The sequence below is a fragment of the Dialister micraerophilus DSM 19965 genome, assembly GCF_000194985.1.
Lineage (GTDB): Bacteria > Bacillota > Negativicutes > Veillonellales > Dialisteraceae > Dialister > Dialister micraerophilus.
Genome location: NZ_GL878519.1, coordinates 354,693 through 373,597 on the forward strand (window position 1 = coordinate 354,693; position 18,905 = coordinate 373,597).

Here is an 18,905-nt window from a genome sequence, read left to right on the forward strand (position 1 = left end):
ACTTCTGCGCTCCTATGTATCAGTTCCATTTAAATATCGCACATCCCCAGGTCAATCCTGCACCGAATCCTGTAAGTACCACAATGTCACCTTTTTTTACTTTTCCGGCTTTTACCGCTTCATCCAAAGCTATACCTATGGAGGCTGCAGATGTGTTTCCGTATTTATCGACATTTACCAATACTTTTTCACTTTCAAGCCCAATTTTTTTTGCTACTGCTTGTATGATTCTGTTATTGGCTTGATGTGCTATAAACATATTTATATCTTCTTTTTTCAGCCCGGCTTTTTCTACAGCCTTCAAGGTTGTAAATTCCATATGCCTTACTGCGGCTTTAAACACTTCGGATCCGGACATATGAAGAAACATATCTCCGGAATCGATTGTTTCATGGCTTGCAGGTTTTGCGGTTCCTCCTGCCGGTATACACAATATATTTCCCAAACTTCCGTCAGAACCCAATTCTGCCGAAAGAAGTCCGTAACCTTCACTAACTTCTCCTACAATTGCCGCACCGGCTCCGTCTCCGAATAAAATACAGGTTGTACGATCATGCCAATTTACTATTCGTGAAAGAGTCTCGGCTCCTACTACCAAAATTTTTTTGTACATTCCTGTGCTTACCATATTTGATGCTACCGTACATGCATAAACATATCCCGTGCATCCTACGGATATATCCATTGCACCTGCATTTTTGCATCCCAATTTATCTTGAACCAGACATGCCGTTGAAGGTGTAATGTAATCAGGTGTAATTGTCGCTACAATTATAAAATCTATATCGGAAGCAGTAATTTTTGCAGCTTCCATCGCTTTTTTTGCAGCTTTTACACATAAATCGGATGTGTTTTCATTTTCTGAAGAAATATGTCTGCATTTTATTCCTGTACGTGTTCTTATCCATTCATCCGAAGTTTCTACCATTTTTTCCAAATCAAAATTGGTAATTATTTTTTCAGGTACATAATGACCTGTTCCAAGTATTCCGGACGGTGTCATCTCTTTCATATCAACACTCCGTTTCATCATTTTTTTCTATTTTTTTCAGTGCTTCTGCAATTATTTCATGTAAATCTGTTTTGGCTACGTCTTTTGCCAATTTAATCGCATTGCGAATTGCCCATGATTTCGAAGAACCGTGACAAATAATCAAACCTCCGCGTATGCCTAAAAGTAAAGCGCCTCCATATTCGGAGTAATCCATCCTTTTAACCAAATGCTCTTTCAATGCCGGTTTTAAAAGCCATCCTCCGATTTTTGCACGCAATCCGCCTTTTTTTACCGATTCTTTTATCAATGCCGAAAAAAGATGTCCTGCACCTTCTCCGAATTTCAATACCACGTTGCCTGTAAATCCGTCCGTAACAACAACATCATATTCTCCGGTCATTACATATCTTCCTTCAACATTTCCCATAAAAGGAATCGTTTTTTGTTCGGAAAGCAACTTGTTTGCTGCAGTAACTTCAGGACTTCCTTTTACACTTTCTTCACCGATGTTAAGCAATCCTATTTTAGGATTTTCTATATTCGCAACATATTTTGCATACACATAACCTAAAAGTGCATTTTGCAAATATGTTTCTTTTTTAGGTTGTGCACTTGCACCGGAGTCAATCAAAAAAGTCTGTTCTCCCTTTTCATTGGGAAGAGGTGTCAAAATTGCAGGTCTTTCTATTCCCGGAATACGTCCTATTCCCAAGAGTCCCGCAGTGACCGCAGCTCCTGTAGATCCGGGTGCTACCAAAACTTTACATTCTCCGGATCTTACCAATTTTGCACCGACGGAAATCGATGCATCTTTTTTCTTTCGAAATGCCAACCCCGGATGTTCATCCATACCTATTACTTGTGATGCATGATGAATTTCAATCAATTCATTATTTTCTTCATTTTCATTTTTTAAAATTTTTTCGATTTGATCTTTATCGCCGACCAAAACTACATGAACTCCGAAATCACGTACTGCACGTATTGCTCCGAGTACAATTTCCAAAGGTGCATAATCTCCACCCATAGCATCTACTGCAATTTTAATCATATTTTTCTCTTATCCTTATCAATTAATGTTTCCATAATAAATTTTGCACGGAAAACTTCTTGTGCATCATTGGAAAAACTTATATACACATATTTTTTATTACCGCGCATCAATACTACTCTTCCCTTTACTATCAATTGTTTATCGGGTACAACAGGAATTTTATATTTTACATTTCCTACCTGCGTGGGTAAAAAAGAAATTCCTACAATGTATTGAGCCATTTGCGCTGCAGCTCCATAAAAGTATTCCGCAGAAACCATTCCTTCACTGCCTGCCATAGATTCATCGGTATTAAACAGTGCTATACCTTTTTTCCCGATATCCAAATCTATAACTTTCAGTCCGTTTTTTCTTTGCGGAAAACCTTCGGAAACAACCTGTTCAACTCGCTCTCTCATTTGAGGAATTCCTAAAATTTGTCGATCCAAGCGAACAGTTGCAACAGATACCGAGAATTGCTCAGCAAGGTCGGCATCCGTGAGACAAGGATTTTGTCGAAGTATTTCTGCAACGGCTTCTCGCCGTTCTTTTTTGCTAAAATGCTCTTTGCCGCTCACTTTTATCACCTACCGATAATACTATATCATACGTGCTAAAAATATTCACCATTAAGCAAAATTTTAACAAATAAATATTACATTATTAATTGAGAATAATTAACTGTTTCAATTATCATTTTTGTATTTTTTATTTGTTTTTTATTTTTAATTTGACTTTTATTCCCTTAAATACTAGACTATTCAAAAATATATTTTTACTTTTTATATAAAACATATTTTTATATTTGTTTGAATATTATTTTTTTAACAAGGAGTTTTATATGTTGTTTTCTTCTCTTCGTATAGGAGATTTGATTGCAAAAGTACCTATAATACAAGGCGGTATGGGTATAGGTGTAAGTCTTTCAAAATTGGCCGGAGCCGTAGCAAAAGCCGGAGGAATAGGAGTGGTTTCAGCAGCACAACCGGGCTTTAAAGATCCTGATTTTAAAAGACATACTTATGATGCTAATATAAGAACTTTAAGTTATCATATCGAAAAAGCAAAAGAAATTTCCGATAACGGAATAATCGGCGTTAATATAATGTGTGGAGGACAGCATTATGAAGATTATGTAAAATGTGCTGTACAAAGCGGTGCCGATATTATTTTCTCCGGAGCAGGTCTTCCGAAAAATTTACCTGAATTTGTTAAAGGAACAAACACAAAAATCGCACCTATTATCGGTTCTTCCAAAGCTGCTACCGTATTGCTGAAGCTTTGGGAACGTCATCATAAGAGAACTGCCGATTTGGTGGTTATAGAAGGTCCTAAAGCCGGAGGACATTTAGGATACAGTCGTGAAGATATTGCTATATATGAACACAAAAGTTATTATGAAGAAATCATAAAAATCTTGGAAATAGTAAAAACTTTTGAAAATAAATTCAATAAAAAAATACCTGTTGTTTTCGGCGGAGGTATTTTCGATAAAAGTGATATAAATCATTGCATATCTTTAGGACTTTCCGGTGTACAGATGGCAACACGTTTTGTCGCTACCGAAGAATGTGATGCCTCGAGAGAATTTAAAGAGGCTTATATAAAAGCAAAAAAAGAAGACATAGGCTTGGTTCACAGTCCGGTCCACATGCCGGGACGTGCAATAATAAATCCCTATGTAAAAAAAATATTGAGAGGTAAAAAAATTGTTCGCAGTTGTTTCAGATGTTTGACAGGTTGTTCTCCGCAAACTACTCCATACTGTATTACAATGGCGCTTGTACGTGCAGTAACGGGTGATGTGGATAACGGACTTATTTTCTGCGGTGCGAATGCTTGGAAAATTAAAGAAATTACAACCGTTCCGAAATTGATTTCCGAATTAACTGAATAATTCCACAAAAAATCAGAATGTACTTTTTATACATTCTGATTTTTTATTTCAAATATTTATTTTTTCAAATGATGACTTCCTCTTTCGGTCAAAGGAATTTTTTTCAAACATTTAGGACATTCTTCAGCTTTGAATGTAGGTACTTCCAAATGCAGCAGAGCATGCACTTTTTCTTGAGGTACTCCAAGTTCGGCTTTTCCTCCGGAACGGTCTACAAAAAGTCCTACACCTACAATATCGCCCTTTTCCTGATTTACGGCATCTACAACTTCTTTTATGGATCCTCCGGTTGTAACGATGTCTTCAACTATCAACACTTTTTCGCCGGGCTTTATTTTAAATCCTCTTCTGAATTTCATTTTTCCGTTTTCACGCTCGGTGAATATTGCACGAACTCCCAATAAATCAGCAGTAACGTGAGATAAAATTATTCCTCCTGTTGCCGGTCCTATTACGGTTTCTATTCCTTTATCTTTAAAATATTTTGCAAATTCATTACATAATTCACGTGTATACTTCGGATGCTGCAATACATTGAATTTTTCTACATAAAGCGAACTGTGCAGTCCGGATGTTAAAAGAAAATGCCCTTCAAGAATTGCTTTTGTTTCTCTCAATAACGCTTCTACTTCCTTCTCGTTCATTATATTGCCTCCCTTATTTCTTCATTTATCAATTCTGCCGCATGTCTCGGATTTTCCGCTTGAGTAATCGGTCTTCCTATCACTAAAAGAGTTGCACCGTTATTTATTGCTTCTTTCGGTGTGGTAATACGTTTTTGATCGTTTGCATTTGCAAACTTCGGACGTATTCCGGGTGTAACTATAAGAAATTCATCACCGGAAATTTCTCGTATCATTCGAGCTTCTTTAGGAGATGCTATTACACCGTCAAGTCCGGATTTTTTTGCGATTTTCGCAAAATTTATAACGCTGTCTTTTATAGATAATTTGCTGCCAATTTCTTTCCATGCTTCTTCATCAATTGCAGTTAAAACCGTTACACCTAAAATTTTCGGAACTTCTATTCCTTCTTCTTCAGCTGCAATTTTTGCATAATGAACTGCACTTTCAAGCATCCTACTTCCACCTGCCGCATGCACAGTTAATAAATCTACTCCCAATTTTGTAAGATAATATACACTATGTCCTACCGTATTCGGTATGTCATGCAATTTCAAATCCAAAAAAACTTTTTTGTTTTACTTTTTAAAAATTCAACAGCTTTTTGTCCGACACTGTAGTACAATTCCATTCCTACTTTATAAAAAGAAACGGCATCTCCCAATTCATCTACCATTTCTTTCATTTTATCAAAGGAATTCATATCCAATGCCACAATTATTCTGTTGTTTACTTCACAGATTTTTTCCACTTTATGCACTCCTTTCCGACCACAATTCTTATCATTCTAACTTATACAGATATATATATCAAGATTTCAGAGTAAAAAAATAAGAAGCCGAGCTTCTTATTTTTTTTGCTTTTCAGATTGTAATGCGGCTTCCGCTATCATGTGAACTGTAACGGAATTGAAATCTACCGGAGTTTCCAAAGATTTCACTTCTTCAAATCCTACTCCAAGCTTACCTACACAATAACTTACAGCTTCTTTTTTTGAATTTATTTTTACAGCATAAATAGTTTTATCTTTACCTACGCCGACCAATCTGTACATACCCGGAGGTGAAATAACTCTCCAAGAGCCGTCAGAACCGTCAAAAGTATACATTGTACCGCGTTCGGTATCATCATAAAACAATCTATCTTCATCATAAAATACTGCAATTTTACCTATATGGGAAGATTGCAAATATATTCTGCGTGTATCATAATTTGCATCCGTTCTGTAAATTCTATACAGACCGTCTCCTACTTCCATTTTCATATATACAACGTTTGTCGCTGTAGAATATGCGGCATCTACAATTTTACTATTTTTCGGTAAATCGTTAATAGGAGCATCCGACTCATGAACTGTACCTTCAGGATTATATCTTGCAAGAGTTACATTCCACTGTCCGCCTTTCCAATTTTTAGGATATAACGCCATAAGCGCCAAATTTCTGTCGGGCATCCAATCGAAATAAGAAACACCTTGTCCTTTAAGTACAACATTTTGAGGATTTGATAAATCTCCGGCATTATATATGGCTACGGAATCTTCAGTTACATCTGCCATGTACTGATAATCATGAGAATAATATGCTTTACCTTTTATTTTTATTTTTGAAAAAATATTTTTTCTTGCTTCGTCAACTTTTTTATCGTTCAAGTCCGACACGTCATAATCATGACTTGCCAACGGTGCAAAAAGAACTTGATCAAGGTAAACATACGCTGCTGCTTGCAACCCTATACCTATTATGAAAAACGTTACAAGAGTTATTAATTTCTTTTTCACACTTATACCCCTTATTTAACGACAAAAGCTGTAGGAATCATACGTTCTCCCAACAAATCTGCCGGCTTATTAATTACATTACCGTTGTAATACAATGTGGTACTTGAACCTCCGTCCAAGTTTGCAGCGATATATGCACCTTGTTCATACATAATATTCTGCACATCTACCAAAGTAGCACCTATACTGTAACCGGGCTGTCTTCCGTCAATTACAAGGAACAATACCGTCCCGTCTTTCTTTTGTCCTATCGCTGAACGTGGACTTATTCCCCATCCTCCGTCACCGCTTTTAATTACTTTCTCTCCGTTTATTATAAGCGGGGGTCCGAATGAAAGACCTTCAATTGCTCCGAGTTCACTCAATTCTTTCTTATTATACATACCGGCAATTAAATTACCGCCTTTTGTCATACCTATAAAATCAACCTTTTCAGATTCATCAACTTGTTCACCCAAAAGATATTTTCCTTCGTGCAAAATAAATCCGTAAGGCAGTCTTCCCGTACCGGTACCGTTCGGATCATAAAATCCTCCGCCGTTAATCGCCGCTACAGCTCCGGCATTACGTGCGATATTACTTGTAGTATCACCTTTTTCATTTATATCTGCAGCTGTGCATACCTGAACTCTTTTAGGATTTGGAATTTCCAAAAGATATCCCACAAATCGCTGTGTTTCTATTTTATGTAAAGTCAAAGTGGAATCAGTTTTTACTTTAAAATTAAATAATTTTTGCTGGTCGGTACTTTTAACCGTTCCAAGTATTTGATTAAGCTGTTCACTGTTGAAAAGCCATGTAATATACTGCGGATGTCTTGAACGCATAATCGCTCCGACAACCGCACGTTTAAGGTTACCGAAAGGTCCGAAAAGCACAACAATCGGAGATGTAATAATAAAGAATAATATTGTTATCAGTATAAATTTAAAAATTAAACTTTTAAATAATTTTTTCATCCTTACCCCTGTTAATACAAATTTTTTAAAGCGTGGAATAATCATCTTTCATCAATCGTTCCGCAAAATGATGCATATCTACATTATTTCCGATGTATACACGCTTCAATTCATATGGATAACTGCCCTCATGTACACGTCCTGCATCCGTTGTCAATGCAAGTTTTATGCCGGCCTTGACACATATATCTATTACCTCTTCATCGTAATCACCATATGGATAAGCTATCCATGCGTTATCAATATTCAAATGATATTTCAATGCTTTTTGAGCACCTTCAATTTCATTTTCTTTTTCTTTACGTGATGATAAATTGTGCAACTTTGGATGTGAAAGAGTATGATTGGCAATGGTCACGGTATTGCTGTCGGCCATTTCTTTAAGTTCTTCCCATGTCATACGATTATAAGCTTTTCCGACATCATCGGTTATCAAAAACAACGTCCACGGAAAATTGAATTCTTTCATCATTGGATAAACTATAGTATAACTGTCATGATACCCGTCATCAAATGTAATACAAACAGGTTTCTCCGGCAATGCCGCTCCTTTAGATACATAATCATAAAGTTCCTGCATCGTTATCGGATGATATCCGTTATCTTTTAAATATTGCATTTGCATTCTGAGATTTTTCTCTGTCATAACGGCATCATTCCCCGGAATATCTCCAATCATATGATACATCAAAACGGATACTCCTTCAGGGACACTGTATTTTACATTTTTATCTCTTTTGGGAACGGCAACTCCGGGTTTCAAAACTTTCTGGTTGTTTTGAGCAACATTATCCTGTTCATTCGAATTGTTCATTGCACATCCGGAAAAACATAAAACACTTATTGCCAAAATTATAAATATTGCTTTTTTAAATATATCTTTTAAACAACACATCATAAATTCCTTTTAATAAATATTATTTATTTTACTACATTATAGCGCCCATGTCATATATTGCTGCATATTATAATATATTCTTTACAATGTATTCACTAAATATCTTTACCGCACACTTATTATAACTTATTTTTATCTCGAATAGTCAAAAAAATTAAAAACGGACATTATTATAATTGCATAAATTTTGTGAATAAAATTTATGCAATTATAAATCAATGTTATAATAAGTACAAAACAATTTTCGTATAACAATTCATTATACATATTAAAGAGGTATAAAATGAAATTAATCAATAAACTTTTGATAGTCTTTGCAATGATTATCTTAACTTTATTTTCTGTATCTTGTGTTTCCGCACAAAACTCGGTCGTGACAAATCTCAGATACAGTTCACGAAATGATAAAGATCCGCCTTTCATGCGTGTTGTAGTTGATTTGTCAAAACCTGTTTATGCAGAAGCCGCAATGGATAATGAGGGTAAAAATCTTGAAATTATTTTAAGAAATACTTCCAAAGGTTCTATACCTCATCAATATGATGATATGGATCATCGTATAATAGATTTTGCTACGGTTTCCGAAAAAGACGATGATACTTACTTGGATTTTGCATTGACGCAATCTCAAAAAATGAAAAATATTTCTATTTTCGCACTTAAAGCGGATAAAAATGCAGGTAAACCTCATCGTCTTGTAATAGATATACCTATTCCCGGTGCGAAGCAGACAATTTTTGAAACTCCGAAAATAAATAAAACCGAAGTAAAAAAATCTGTTTTGAACGGTAAAATTATTTGTATAGATCCCGGTCATGGAGGTTCGGACACTGGCGCAATAGGAAAACTTGACGGAAATGACGTTTATGAAAAAACCATTACACTTGAAGTTGCGAAAAAACTGGAAACTCTTCTTACCTCATCCGGTGCAAAGGTACTCATGACTCGTACAGGAGATAATGACGTATATGCACCTTTTGCAGACGGTACGACAGAGCTTCAGGCTCGTGCAGATGTGGCAAACAACAATAATGCAGATGTTTTCCTCTCTATTCATATAGATGCTTTTTCAAATCCTGAGGTTGACGGTACAACGTCTTACTATACGGAAAAAACAAAAAAGGATTTCATTCTCGCATCTTCACTCAATCATGCAGTTTTAAGAAACACTTCCATTCCCGACAGAGGCGTCCGTGCAAGTAATTTATATGTAAATGTACATACAAAAATGCCGTCAACTTTAATCGAATTGGGATATATATCAAATCCAGATCGTGTAAAAATGCTTACAAAAGCTTGGGCTTCCGACGCATTGGCGAAATCATTATATGAAGGTTTCGAAGATTATTTTAAACGAATTGAAGAGGAGAATTTATGAAAAAAATATGGATAGCACCGGCAATTTCCCTTTTAGTGCTGACTCTTTGCGGATGTGGAACCGATATTTTGCAAAAACCTGAAAACGTTCCTCCTAAAGCTCAAGAAGAAATTCCTGCACAGAAAAATGCAAAATTGACTTATTATAAAGTTTCAAGTGATGCCTCACATATTGTTCCGGTAACTAAATCGGTAATTGCATCCGATGCCACACCCAAGACGGCTGTCGAAGAAATGATACGTTTCGACAGAAATTCAAAATATCCTTTTTTACCTGAAGGACTTTCGGTAAAATCCGTATATGTCGAAGACGGTACGGCAATAGTCAATTTTTCAAAAGAATTGAAAAATATCCAAAAAGGAAGTACTTCGGAAAATTTGCTTATTGCAATTACGGTAAATACTTTAACCGAATTTGCAAACATAAAAAAAGTGAAATTTTTCGTGGAAGGTTCTCCGATTAATTCACTTACAGGACATAATGATATGAGTCAAGAGTTTGTACGTGATACTTCTCTTATTTCCGACAAATAACAAAAACGTTTGAAAGAGTTGAATATTTCTTAATTGTTTTAAGAAACAACTTTACTCTTCAAACGTTTTTTTCATTTAAAATATTTTCTTATTTCTTCTATATCATCAGTTTTTCCCAATGCCAACGCAAGTAAAATTCTCGCTTTTACGGATGACAGATTTCTAGAAAGTATTATTCCGATTTCTTTCATACTCATAGCACTTCCGTCATATCCGTATTCTTCTTTTATCAGTCCCGTATGTACTCTCGTCGCCAGTACTACAGGTATACCGGCTTTTCTAAGTTCTATAATTCCGTCTTTACATAAAGGAGGCACATTTCCGCATCCCAAGCCTTCTATGACAACTCCGGATGCATTGTTTTCTTTTGCCAATTTACATAATTTTCCGTCCATTCCGGAATAACATTTTATTATCCATATATCTTTTTTTATGGAATCGGAATGTATCTTCATTCTTCTTTTATGAGTTCGGGAAAAATAAATTTCATCGGAATATACTACTCCAATCGGTCCCCATTCCGGAGATTTAAATGTATCGTTACATGTTGTATGTGTCTTTGTCACATCTTCAGGATTATATATTTTCTCATTGAAACATACAAGTACGCCTTTTCCATATGTTTCGTCACATGCTGCCGTACGAATTGATGACAATATATTTCCGTAACCGTCATATCCGACTTCTGCCGCACCTTTCATGGCACCTGTTACACATACCGGTTTTTCTGTTTGCAAAGAAACACTCAGAAAAAATGCAGTTTCTTCCAAAGTATCCGTACCGTGAGTGATTAAAAATCCGTCTATATTTTTATTTAAAGCAAGTTCATCGATTTTCTTTGACAATTCAAACATATCTTCTATTGTCATGTACCCGCTCGGCTTGTTTGAAAATTCAATTATATCAAGTTTTGCATATTTTCCGATTTCAGGAATTGCATCTATCAAATCTTTTCCGGATACTGCAGGAATCAATTTTTTCGTTACAGGATCTTCTTTCATTGCAATTGTTCCGCCGGTTGTAATTACGATTATATGTTTTTTCATAAATCAACTCTTCCTTTTACAACACAAATGCTCCGCTTTTAAACGGAGCATTTTTTATTGAGCGATTAATTTTCGCCGTCTTTTTCTTTTCTTATAACATCGTGTGCTCCGCCTTCGATTATCGAAGTTGAGGATACCAATGTCAATTTTGCTTTTTCCTGTAATTCCGGAATTGTCAATGCACCGCAGTTGCACATTGTTGCTTTTATTTTACTGCAAGTTTTTGCCAAGTTTTCTTTTAATGCACCTGCATATGGAACGTATGAGTCTACACCTTCTTCAAATTGAAGTTTCTTTTCTCCTACGCCTAAATCATAACGTCCCCAGTTTCTTGCTCTGTTGGAACCTTCTCCCCAATATTCTTTTACTACCGTTCCGCCGACAGTTCTCTTTTGTGAGGGTGATTCGTCAAAACGTGCAAAATATCTTCCGAGCATTACAAAGTCTGCGCCCATTGCCAATGCCAATGTGATGTGATGATCGTGTACTATACCGCCGTCGGAACAAACCGGTACATATATTCCTGTACGTTCGAAATATTCATCTCTTGCTTTGCATACTTCAATTACCGCTGTCGCCTGTCCACGACCGATTCCTTTGGTTTCACGAGTGATACAAATAGATCCCCCGCCTATACCTACTTTTACAAAGTCGGCTCCGGCTTCTGCAAGGAAAAGAAATCCTTCTCTGTCGACAACGTTACCGGCTCCAACTTTTACTTTATCGCCGTATTTTTCACGAATCCAATTGATTGTAATTCTCTGCCATTCGGAAAAACCTTCAGATGAATCTATGCAAAGTACATCAGCACCTGCATCTACAAGAAGCGGTACTCTTTCCGCATAATCTCTCGAGTTTATGCCGGCTCCGACAATAAAACGCTTTTGTGCATCCAACATTTCATGCGGATTTTCACGATGTGAATCATAGTCTTTTCTGAATACAAAACCGTAAAGTCTTCCGTCTTCATATAAAACAGGGAGTGAATTTATTTTATTATCCCAAATAATATCATTCGCTTCGGATAATGTAATTCCGAATTTCGCAGTTACCAATTTATCCAAAGGTGTCATGAATGTGGAAACTTTATCTGTTTTTTTCATGCGACTTACACGATAATCACGACTTGAAACTATTCCTACAAGTTTACCGCTTGCAGTTCCGTCTTCGGTAATTGCTACTGTCGAATGTCCTGTTTTTTCTTTAAGTGCAAGTATATCTGCCAGTGTATTGTTCGGTGATAAATTTGAATCACTGGATACAAATCCCGCCTTTTGTGCTTTAACGCGTGCTACCATTGCGGCTTCATCTTCAGGTGTCTGAGATCCGTAAATAAATGATATACCACCGTTTCTAGCCAATTCGACAGCCAGCTTTTCACCGGATACTGCCTGCATAATAGCCGAAACCATAGGAACTTCCAATTCAATTGCGGGTTTTTCTCCACGCTTGAATTTTACCAAAGGTGTCTTTAAAGAAACATTTGACGGAATACACTCACATGATGAATATCCCGGAATAAGTAAATACTCGTTAAATGTATGTGCCGGTTCATTAATATACTTTGCCATTGCATCCTCCTTAAAATAGATATTGTTTTATTATATATCAAAAAATATTTCATATCAAACCGAATTTATAAGTATTTATCAAAAAGTAAATAAATTGATTTGTTCTTCATCCGGAAGATTTTCGAGCATTTTCATTTCTTCCATTGTTTCTATAACCGATTGACTTACTTTTCCTCTTTTTTTCAAATCTTCTTTTGAGGTAAACGGAGCTTCTTCCCTTGCTTGAACTATTTCTTTCGCCACTTGATTTCCAAGTGCCGGTATGCAATTAAACGGAGGTAAAAGTTTTCCGTCTACGATTTTAAATTCATATGCATCGCTTTCCGTAAGGCTTATAGGCAAAAATTCGTATCCTCTCAAGTACATTTCCGCTGCCACTTCTATAACTGTAGCATTTTCTTTATCTACATTTGTAGGTCGTTCCAAGCTTAAAATTCTCAAAATTTCTTTACGCTGCGCTTCAAGCCCTTTCAATATGACCAATGAATTGAATGAGCCTTCGGCTCTGATAGTGAAGTACGATGCATAAAATGCCAACGGATAATAAACTTTGAACCATGCAATTCTGAACGCCATCATTACGTATGCTACCGCATGAGATCTGGGGAAAAGATAGGATATTTTTTTACATGATTGTATAAACCATTCAGGTACATTTGCTTCTCTGATATATTTTTCATTGTTTGAGTTGCCTTTTTCCAATCCTTTACCTTTTCTTACGTTTTCCATTGTTTTAAATGAAACTAAAGCGTCGACACCGTGTTTCATCAAGTAATTCATAATGTCGTCACGTGTGGAAATCGCTTCTTCCAATTTTACTTTTCCGCTTGTTATCAAATCTTTTGCATTGTTAAGCCATACATCGGTACCGTGTGAAAATCCTGATATGCGCACAAGTTCGGAAAAATTCTTCGGCTTCGTATCTTCAAGCATAACTCTTACAAAAGGTGTTCCGTATTCGGGAAGTCCTATAGCACCCACTTTTACACCTTTGTGTCCTATCACTTTTTCCAATTGCTCTGAACTTATTCCCAATGCATCGGTATTTTGAAATAAAGACAATACTTTTTGTTCATTAAACGGTATATGTAACGGATCTACCCCCGTTATGTCTTGAAGCATTCTGATGATTTTAGGATCATCGTGACCCAGTATGTCCAATTTCAACATACGTCCGGATATTGAATGATAATCAAAATGTGTGGTAATCGTTCCGGGTATTATATTTCCATCTTCATCTTTTTCGTGTTTCTTGTTTGCAGCGTATTGGAGTGGAGTAAAGTTATGTATATCCATATCACGAGGACAAACCATTATTCCTGCCGGATGCTGTCCTGTCGTTCTTTTTACTCCTACTATGTCGGATGACAAACTTTCTATAAATATATCATTTACATTAAGTTGTCTGTTTTCCGCATATTTTTTTACAAGTCCGAATGCCGTTCTGTCTTGTATCCCTGCTATTGTACCTGCACGAAATACGTTATCTCTGCCGAATAATTCTTCAGTGTACTTATGTGCTACCGCTTGATCGTCTCCGGATGAAAAATTCAAATCTATATCGGGAACTTTATCTCCGTCAAATCCCAAAAATACTGCAAACGGAATATTATGTCCGTCTTTGTTCAATTCATTTCCGCATTTCGGACATTTTTTATTTGGTAAATCGAATCCGCATCCCACTGAATTGTCGGTGTAAAAATGACTCCAATGACAATTAAGACATACATAATGCGGTTCAAGCGGATTTACTTCGGTAATTTGTGCCATTGTGGCGACAAATGACGATCCTACCGAACCTCTCGAGCCTACAAGGTAGCCTCTGTCGTTTGAATGTTTAACCAATTTATGTGCAATATAGTATAAAACACCGTAGCCGTGTCTTATGATAGGTGTCAATTCCAATTCAAGTCTGTCTTTTACTATTTTCGGCAGCGGATTTCCATAAATTCTGTACGCATTTTCATAACACATATCAACCAATTTATCATCGGCACCGGAAATTTTGGGATTATACGATTTCCATTCTTCGGCAAGTGGCTCTATCCATTCACAGGAATCTGCAATTTTTCGTGTATTCGTTATTACTATTTCCTTCGCTTTTTCTTCCGGCAAGTAATTGAAATCTTCCAACATTTCTTTCGTTGTACGTACATATACAGGAGGATGAGATTCCGCTTCACCTGATTTTTCCCACATGGATAAAAGCAATTCTCTTTTACGACTTTGTTCTTTAAACATATAATGTGCATCCGAAGTCGCACAAACGGGAATATTTGCTTTTTCACCTATTTCTATAATTCTCTTGTTCAATTTTTGTAAATCTTCAACGCTGTTTACATCCGCATATTTATCGTCTTTAATCATGAAAGCGTTATTTCCGACAGGTTGAACTTCCAAATAGTCATAAAACTTCGCACGCTTTATAAGTTCTTCGTCACTTTCTTTATTCAAAACGGCACGGAAAAACTCTCCCGCTACACAAGCAGTTCCATATAAAAGCCCTTCATGAAATTCTTCCAATATAGCTTTTGGCATCAAAGGTCTTTTGCGGAAAAATTTAAGATGTGAAATAGTGACAAGTCTGTATAAATTACGCATTCCTGTCATGTTTTTTGCAAGAACTATTATGTGATTATATTTTTGTCTGTCCGCATCCACATCTTCGGGTATGTTTTCTATCATATACCCTTCCATTCCGTAGATAACTTTTTGTTTATATTTCGCAGCTATTTCCTGTATTTTCGGAAATGCCTGAATTACACCGTGATCTGTGATTGCCACTGCAGGATGATTCCATTCTTTTGCAGTTTTTATTATTTCTTCATTATCAATAAGTCCGTCAAGACTCATTTTCGTATGTAAATGCAATTCTACACGTGTAAGCTCCGCATCATCTTTATGCTCGATTTTTTCAACTTCACACACGCACATTTGTGCTATTTGCAAAACCAATCCGCCGCTGAAATTATCAAGCTGTACGCTGCCGCGAATTTTTACAAACATTCCTTTTTTTAAATATTGTTCGACAGCTTCGGCCTCCGTTGCATTATTGAAAAACTTTTTGCAAGATATTCCGTTTGTATCATCGGCAACATCCATTATCAAAAGATGTCTTTCCGCTTTTGTACGAGGATCCGGTCTCAATTCTTTTATTTCAAAAGATACAACTTTGCCTTGTATGATGATATTTCCGGTTTCCCCTCTTATGTCACGAATATCCATACGATCTCCGGAAGGTATTTTTTTACCTATGAACATTCCGTCAAACTTTTTAATGTTTTTCTTTTCTTTTTTGCATTTCAAAACCGGCAAAGTTTCCGGCATTGACAACTTTACGGGTTTATCATGTTTAAAATTATTTTTTTGAGAAAATTCTCCGGCTTTTTTTATTTCTTCAATAGAAGGTAACACTATATTTTCAATACTACTTGCAGGTTTTATTTCCGGTAATTCAAAAATCGGTGTGCTTTCTTTTTTTTCATTCAAATTTTCTTTTTGTGAAAATACATAACTCGTTACATCTTCACCGTTTACAAAGAATGATTCTATGCCTTTAAGTTCTTCAGACATTTCTGCCAAACTTTTTATTGCGGCTTCTTTGTTGTCCGCTTTCAAATGCCATGCACGACTTTCAGTATCTACTTCCAATACCGTAATCAAAGCATCTTTCTTTCTTGCTTGAAGTCGATACTTCCCCATTAAAATTCCCCTCCGGTCAGATGTCTTTATTTTTTCAAATCTATTGTCGATTCTTTTTCGGTATCATACGATTTCTTTTCGACCTCTTTTGATTTTTCGGATTTGACGTTTTTATTTGTTTTATCTTTATTTTTGTCGAGCTTTCCATCATTGTTTTTCAAAGCTTCACTTGCATAATAAACTACCGTATTCACCGGTTCATAATCCGATGCAAATGTATCTTCATGAACCCTTCCGTCATTCCATGTAGCTCTTTGTGTTATTGAAGTCCTATATCCTTCATGTCCGTATTCCGTTTTTATATTCTCTTTTATGCTTGTATCTACTTTTTTTACCACTTCAAACGGTAATGTCTTGACTCCGTTGTTAAATACTTCTACATGATTCGGAGCATCCTCTTTTGCTCCGAGTATGTATATGGAAATAATTCCCGGTGAATATTCGGTATACAAGTATATTGCATTTTTCAAATTGTTTTTAAATTTCAAATCCAAGTACCCTTCGGCAACAGTTGCATCTTGCCCTATAGGTGTATATGATATCGGACTGAAATGCGATGTTCTTTCCAATACTTCAAGTCCCGAATACAACAACGCATTGAATAAGGTTGAACTTACCTGACACACTCCTCCGCCCGTTCCGGGAACCATTTTTCCGCCTACTATAACGGGTGCCGATAAATATCCGTTGTCGGCACTGCGAGATCCTGTTGCATGATTATAAGAAAAACTTTCACCCGGCATTATTATAGTTCCGTTTATACTGTTTGCGGCAATTTCTATATTTCTGCTTCTATTATAATCTCCTCCGAATGTCGTAGTATATTTACCGATTACATTTGTAATATTCTTGATTTGATCTTTTGTCAATGACGGTAACTTCTCTTCCGATACCGGAATTTCAATCGTATCAAGATTTCCGTGTTCTATTGCAAAAGTAATTTTTTCCGTCAATTTGTCTTTATCAATCTTTAAATACGGAACTCCGTCATCAAATGTAACCGTTCCGTCATCATGAATGACAGGCAGAGTATCTCTCGGTTCTTTACTATATTTTTGTATTATTTCTTCTATTTTTTTATTCAATACTTCTTTGTTGAATTTATAATCCGATACGGCATCTTCAAAAGAAAGCAGAACTTTCCAACGTGTATACCAATTTTCAAAAGCATTTCCGTCACGTCCTGTTTTCAGTATTTTTTCTACTGTCTCTTCATTTAACTTCAATTGTAAATCTTTAACTGGAATTTCTTCTTTTATATTTTTATAAATTAAAATTATTTTTTTCTCTTCAAATTTTTTTAATTCATCGTTCAAGAATATATTAAGTTCTTTTTCCGTTTTTCCGCCTATATCAGATTTACCCGATTTCATTCCGGGAATAACTTTTCCTTCACTCACCCATAAAAACGGCAGTACTGCAATTATCAACGCAAAAACAAATACACCTGCACAAGTTATCCTTTTCCATCTGTATCTCACAAATTACCGCCTTTACTTTTTCTGCAAAATTTTAAAAATACATCTTTTATCGTTCTTTCCGTTTGTCCATGACGTTGTTCATATTGATATTCGAATAAATCCAATATTAACTCTTCAACTTCATTTTCTTTCAGTTTTCGTGAAGTTTGCATTAAACGTTTCATTTGCCATTGACTTTTAATTTTCAATTTATTTGAAATTTCGGAGCTTGATTTTCCTTCTCTTTGCATCTCCTTTATAATTTTTATTTTTCTCAATTGAGATGAAATAAAACCGATATTTTTTATTTCACTTGATGTGTCATAAAATACATGATCGGTATTTTGAAGTATTGCAGCAATATTCTTTGAAAATAACTGATCCGCATATCTGAAAATTACTTGATTCATATAATCGGGAAGTGCTTCTTCGAGAAGTTTTCTGTCTATTACTTTCGATTTGTCCGCCATGAGTAAAATTTTATCACATTCCGTAGTAAGCAATGATTCGGAAATTTCACTCCACGAACTTAACACTTCTTCCAAGTATTCTCTTGCATCATAACTTAACGTTTTGCCGTTTTTTTGAAATTTTTCGACCATTTTTTCAATTCCTGCAGAAGATTTCAACATCGCACATTCAATTACGTTGCATATATTCATCAATAATTTAAAATTTTTTATTCTTTTATCTATTTTTCCTTCTTGTGCAATGATAACTAACATGTCGTCATTTAACTTACTTAAAACATTCAAAAAACTCAAAAATTCTTTTTCTTCTTTTTCCGATTGCGATTTTTTCTTTAAGAAAAAAGGATTATTTATAATAACTGCTATATTTTCGGAAAATAACGATTGGCTTTCCAATCGATTTTTATATGCTTCATATGTTCCGTCAGATTCAAATACCGTGATTTCGGGATTTCCTTGCGTAAAATAATTTTTCAATATTTCCTTTTGCCTTGTGTTTACGGCAACTATATCTTCTCCGTATAAAAAATAACAGTTTTTTTTATGAGTCAATTACATTCC

General features: G+C 35.7%; 15 protein-coding genes and 1 pseudogene. 3 read left to right on the forward strand and 13 right to left on the reverse strand.

What is annotated here, in order from left to right; all coding sequences use genetic code 11:
* Window positions 1-19: 19 nt before the first annotated feature.
* The 3 genes from HMPREF9083_RS01710 to HMPREF9083_RS01720 are packed head-to-tail and all read right to left on the reverse strand — an operon-like array spanning window position 20 to window position 2,605.
* Entirely contained in the window at window positions 20-1,012 is a 993-nt protein-coding gene (locus HMPREF9083_RS01710) for a beta-ketoacyl-ACP synthase III (RefSeq protein ID WP_035062572.1), read from the reverse strand.
* A gap of 1 nt (window position 1,013) precedes the next feature.
* Window positions 1,014-2,045, reverse strand: coding sequence for a phosphate acyltransferase PlsX (gene plsX, locus HMPREF9083_RS01715; RefSeq protein ID WP_007555230.1), 1,032 nt, complete (start codon window positions 2,043-2,045; stop codon window positions 1,014-1,016).
* Window positions 2,042-2,605, reverse strand: coding sequence for a transcription factor (locus HMPREF9083_RS01720; protein ID WP_035062573.1), 564 nt, complete (start codon window positions 2,603-2,605; stop codon window positions 2,042-2,044). Before HMPREF9083_RS01720 ends, plsX begins: the two co-directional genes overlap by 4 nt.
* 263 nt (window positions 2,606-2,868) lie before the next feature.
* On the opposite strand from HMPREF9083_RS01720, the gene HMPREF9083_RS01725 reads away from it, so the two are divergent.
* The gene (locus HMPREF9083_RS01725; protein WP_007555658.1) at window positions 2,869-3,924 is read left to right on the forward strand and encodes an NAD(P)H-dependent flavin oxidoreductase; all 1,056 of its coding nucleotides are present in this window, start codon (window positions 2,869-2,871) and stop codon (window positions 3,922-3,924) included.
* A gap of 56 nt (window positions 3,925-3,980) precedes the next feature.
* On the opposite strand, the gene pyrE is transcribed toward HMPREF9083_RS01725, so the two are convergent.
* The 5 genes and pseudogenes from pyrE to HMPREF9083_RS01750 all read right to left on the reverse strand — a co-directional run bounded on the left by pyrE (window position 3,981) and on the right by HMPREF9083_RS01750 (window position 8,100).
* Window positions 3,981-4,571, reverse strand: a complete 591-nt coding sequence (pyrE, locus tag HMPREF9083_RS01730; protein ID WP_035062575.1) for an orotate phosphoribosyltransferase — start codon at window positions 4,569-4,571, stop codon at window positions 3,981-3,983.
* Window positions 4,568-5,250: pseudogene (gene pyrF, locus HMPREF9083_RS01735) on the reverse strand (orotidine-5'-phosphate decarboxylase). The gene pyrE and the pseudogene pyrF overlap by 4 nt, the downstream one beginning before the upstream one ends.
* A gap of 144 nt (window positions 5,251-5,394) precedes the next feature.
* On the reverse strand, window positions 5,395-6,327 hold the full coding sequence (locus HMPREF9083_RS01740) for a hypothetical protein (RefSeq protein ID WP_007555664.1): 933 nt from the start codon (window positions 6,325-6,327) through the stop codon (window positions 5,395-5,397).
* 11 nt (window positions 6,328-6,338) lie between these two features.
* Window positions 6,339-7,286 (reverse strand): phosphodiester glycosidase family protein, encoded by a 948-nt coding sequence (locus HMPREF9083_RS01745; protein ID WP_035062578.1) that lies wholly within the window; start codon window positions 7,284-7,286, stop codon window positions 6,339-6,341.
* Between the two features lie 25 nt (window positions 7,287-7,311).
* Window positions 7,312-8,100, reverse strand: a complete 789-nt coding sequence (locus HMPREF9083_RS01750; RefSeq protein WP_256998178.1) for a polysaccharide deacetylase family protein — start codon at window positions 8,098-8,100, stop codon at window positions 7,312-7,314.
* Window positions 8,101-8,467: 367 nt separating this feature from the next.
* Here HMPREF9083_RS01750 and HMPREF9083_RS01755 point away from each other — a divergent pair, with 367 nt between their 5' ends.
* Window positions 8,468-9,562: an N-acetylmuramoyl-L-alanine amidase family protein gene (locus HMPREF9083_RS01755; protein WP_007555668.1), complete on the forward strand. Its 1,095-nt coding sequence runs from the start codon at window positions 8,468-8,470 to the stop codon at window positions 9,560-9,562.
* The gene (locus HMPREF9083_RS01760) at window positions 9,559-10,095 is read left to right on the forward strand and encodes a GerMN domain-containing protein (RefSeq protein ID WP_007555669.1); all 537 of its coding nucleotides are present in this window, start codon (window positions 9,559-9,561) and stop codon (window positions 10,093-10,095) included. The genes HMPREF9083_RS01755 and HMPREF9083_RS01760 overlap by 4 nt, the downstream gene beginning before the upstream one ends.
* Before the next feature lie 71 nt (window positions 10,096-10,166).
* Here HMPREF9083_RS01760 and HMPREF9083_RS01765 read toward each other — a convergent pair whose 3' ends face one another.
* The 5 genes from HMPREF9083_RS01765 to holA form a co-directional block, all read right to left on the reverse strand.
* The gene (locus HMPREF9083_RS01765) at window positions 10,167-11,141 is read right to left on the reverse strand and encodes an asparaginase (protein ID WP_007555670.1); all 975 of its coding nucleotides are present in this window, start codon (window positions 11,139-11,141) and stop codon (window positions 10,167-10,169) included.
* Window positions 11,142-11,206: 65 nt separating this feature from the next.
* A complete protein-coding gene (locus HMPREF9083_RS01770) occupies window positions 11,207-12,712 on the reverse strand; it encodes an IMP dehydrogenase (RefSeq protein ID WP_007555193.1) in 1,506 nt (501 codons plus the stop codon).
* A 78-nt stretch (window positions 12,713-12,790) separates the two neighbouring features.
* A complete protein-coding gene (locus tag HMPREF9083_RS01775) occupies window positions 12,791-16,414 on the reverse strand; it encodes a PolC-type DNA polymerase III (RefSeq protein ID WP_007555671.1) in 3,624 nt (1,207 codons plus the stop codon).
* 26 nt (window positions 16,415-16,440) lie between these two features.
* Complete coding sequence (locus HMPREF9083_RS01780; RefSeq protein WP_007555672.1) at window positions 16,441-17,895, reverse strand: VanW family protein; 1,455 nt, start codon at window positions 17,893-17,895, stop codon at window positions 16,441-16,443.
* Entirely contained in the window at window positions 17,892-18,896 is a 1,005-nt protein-coding gene (gene holA, locus HMPREF9083_RS01785; protein WP_007555673.1) for a DNA polymerase III subunit delta, read from the reverse strand. The genes HMPREF9083_RS01780 and holA overlap by 4 nt, the downstream gene beginning before the upstream one ends.
* Between the last annotated feature and the right edge of the window lie 9 nt (window positions 18,897-18,905).

What these genes read in the sequence shown, in the direction of transcription:
- HMPREF9083_RS01760 (WP_007555669.1), top strand. Translation starts at nt 9,559, where the DNA reads ATGAAAAAAATATGGATAGCACCGGCAATTTCCCTTTTAGTGCTGACT.
- HMPREF9083_RS01770 (WP_007555193.1), bottom strand. Translation starts at nt 12,712, where the DNA reads ATGGCAAAGTATATTAATGAACCGGCACATACATTTAACGAGTATTTA.
- HMPREF9083_RS01710 (WP_035062572.1), bottom strand. Translation starts at nt 1,012, where the DNA reads ATGAAAGAGATGACACCGTCCGGAATACTTGGAACAGGTCATTATGTA.
- HMPREF9083_RS01725 (WP_007555658.1), top strand. Translation starts at nt 2,869, where the DNA reads ATGTTGTTTTCTTCTCTTCGTATAGGAGATTTGATTGCAAAAGTACCT.
- HMPREF9083_RS01750 (WP_256998178.1), bottom strand. Translation starts at nt 8,100, where the DNA reads ATGAACAATTCGAATGAACAGGATAATGTTGCTCAAAACAACCAGAAA.
- HMPREF9083_RS01755 (WP_007555668.1), top strand. Translation starts at nt 8,468, where the DNA reads ATGAAATTAATCAATAAACTTTTGATAGTCTTTGCAATGATTATCTTA.
- plsX (WP_007555230.1), bottom strand. Translation starts at nt 2,045, where the DNA reads ATGATTAAAATTGCAGTAGATGCTATGGGTGGAGATTATGCACCTTTG.
- HMPREF9083_RS01765 (WP_007555670.1), bottom strand. Translation starts at nt 11,141, where the DNA reads ATGAAAAAACATATAATCGTAATTACAACCGGCGGAACAATTGCAATG.
- HMPREF9083_RS01775 (WP_007555671.1), bottom strand. Translation starts at nt 16,414, where the DNA reads ATGGGGAAGTATCGACTTCAAGCAAGAAAGAAAGATGCTTTGATTACG.
- HMPREF9083_RS01745 (WP_035062578.1), bottom strand. Translation starts at nt 7,286, where the DNA reads ATGAAAAAATTATTTAAAAGTTTAATTTTTAAATTTATACTGATAACA.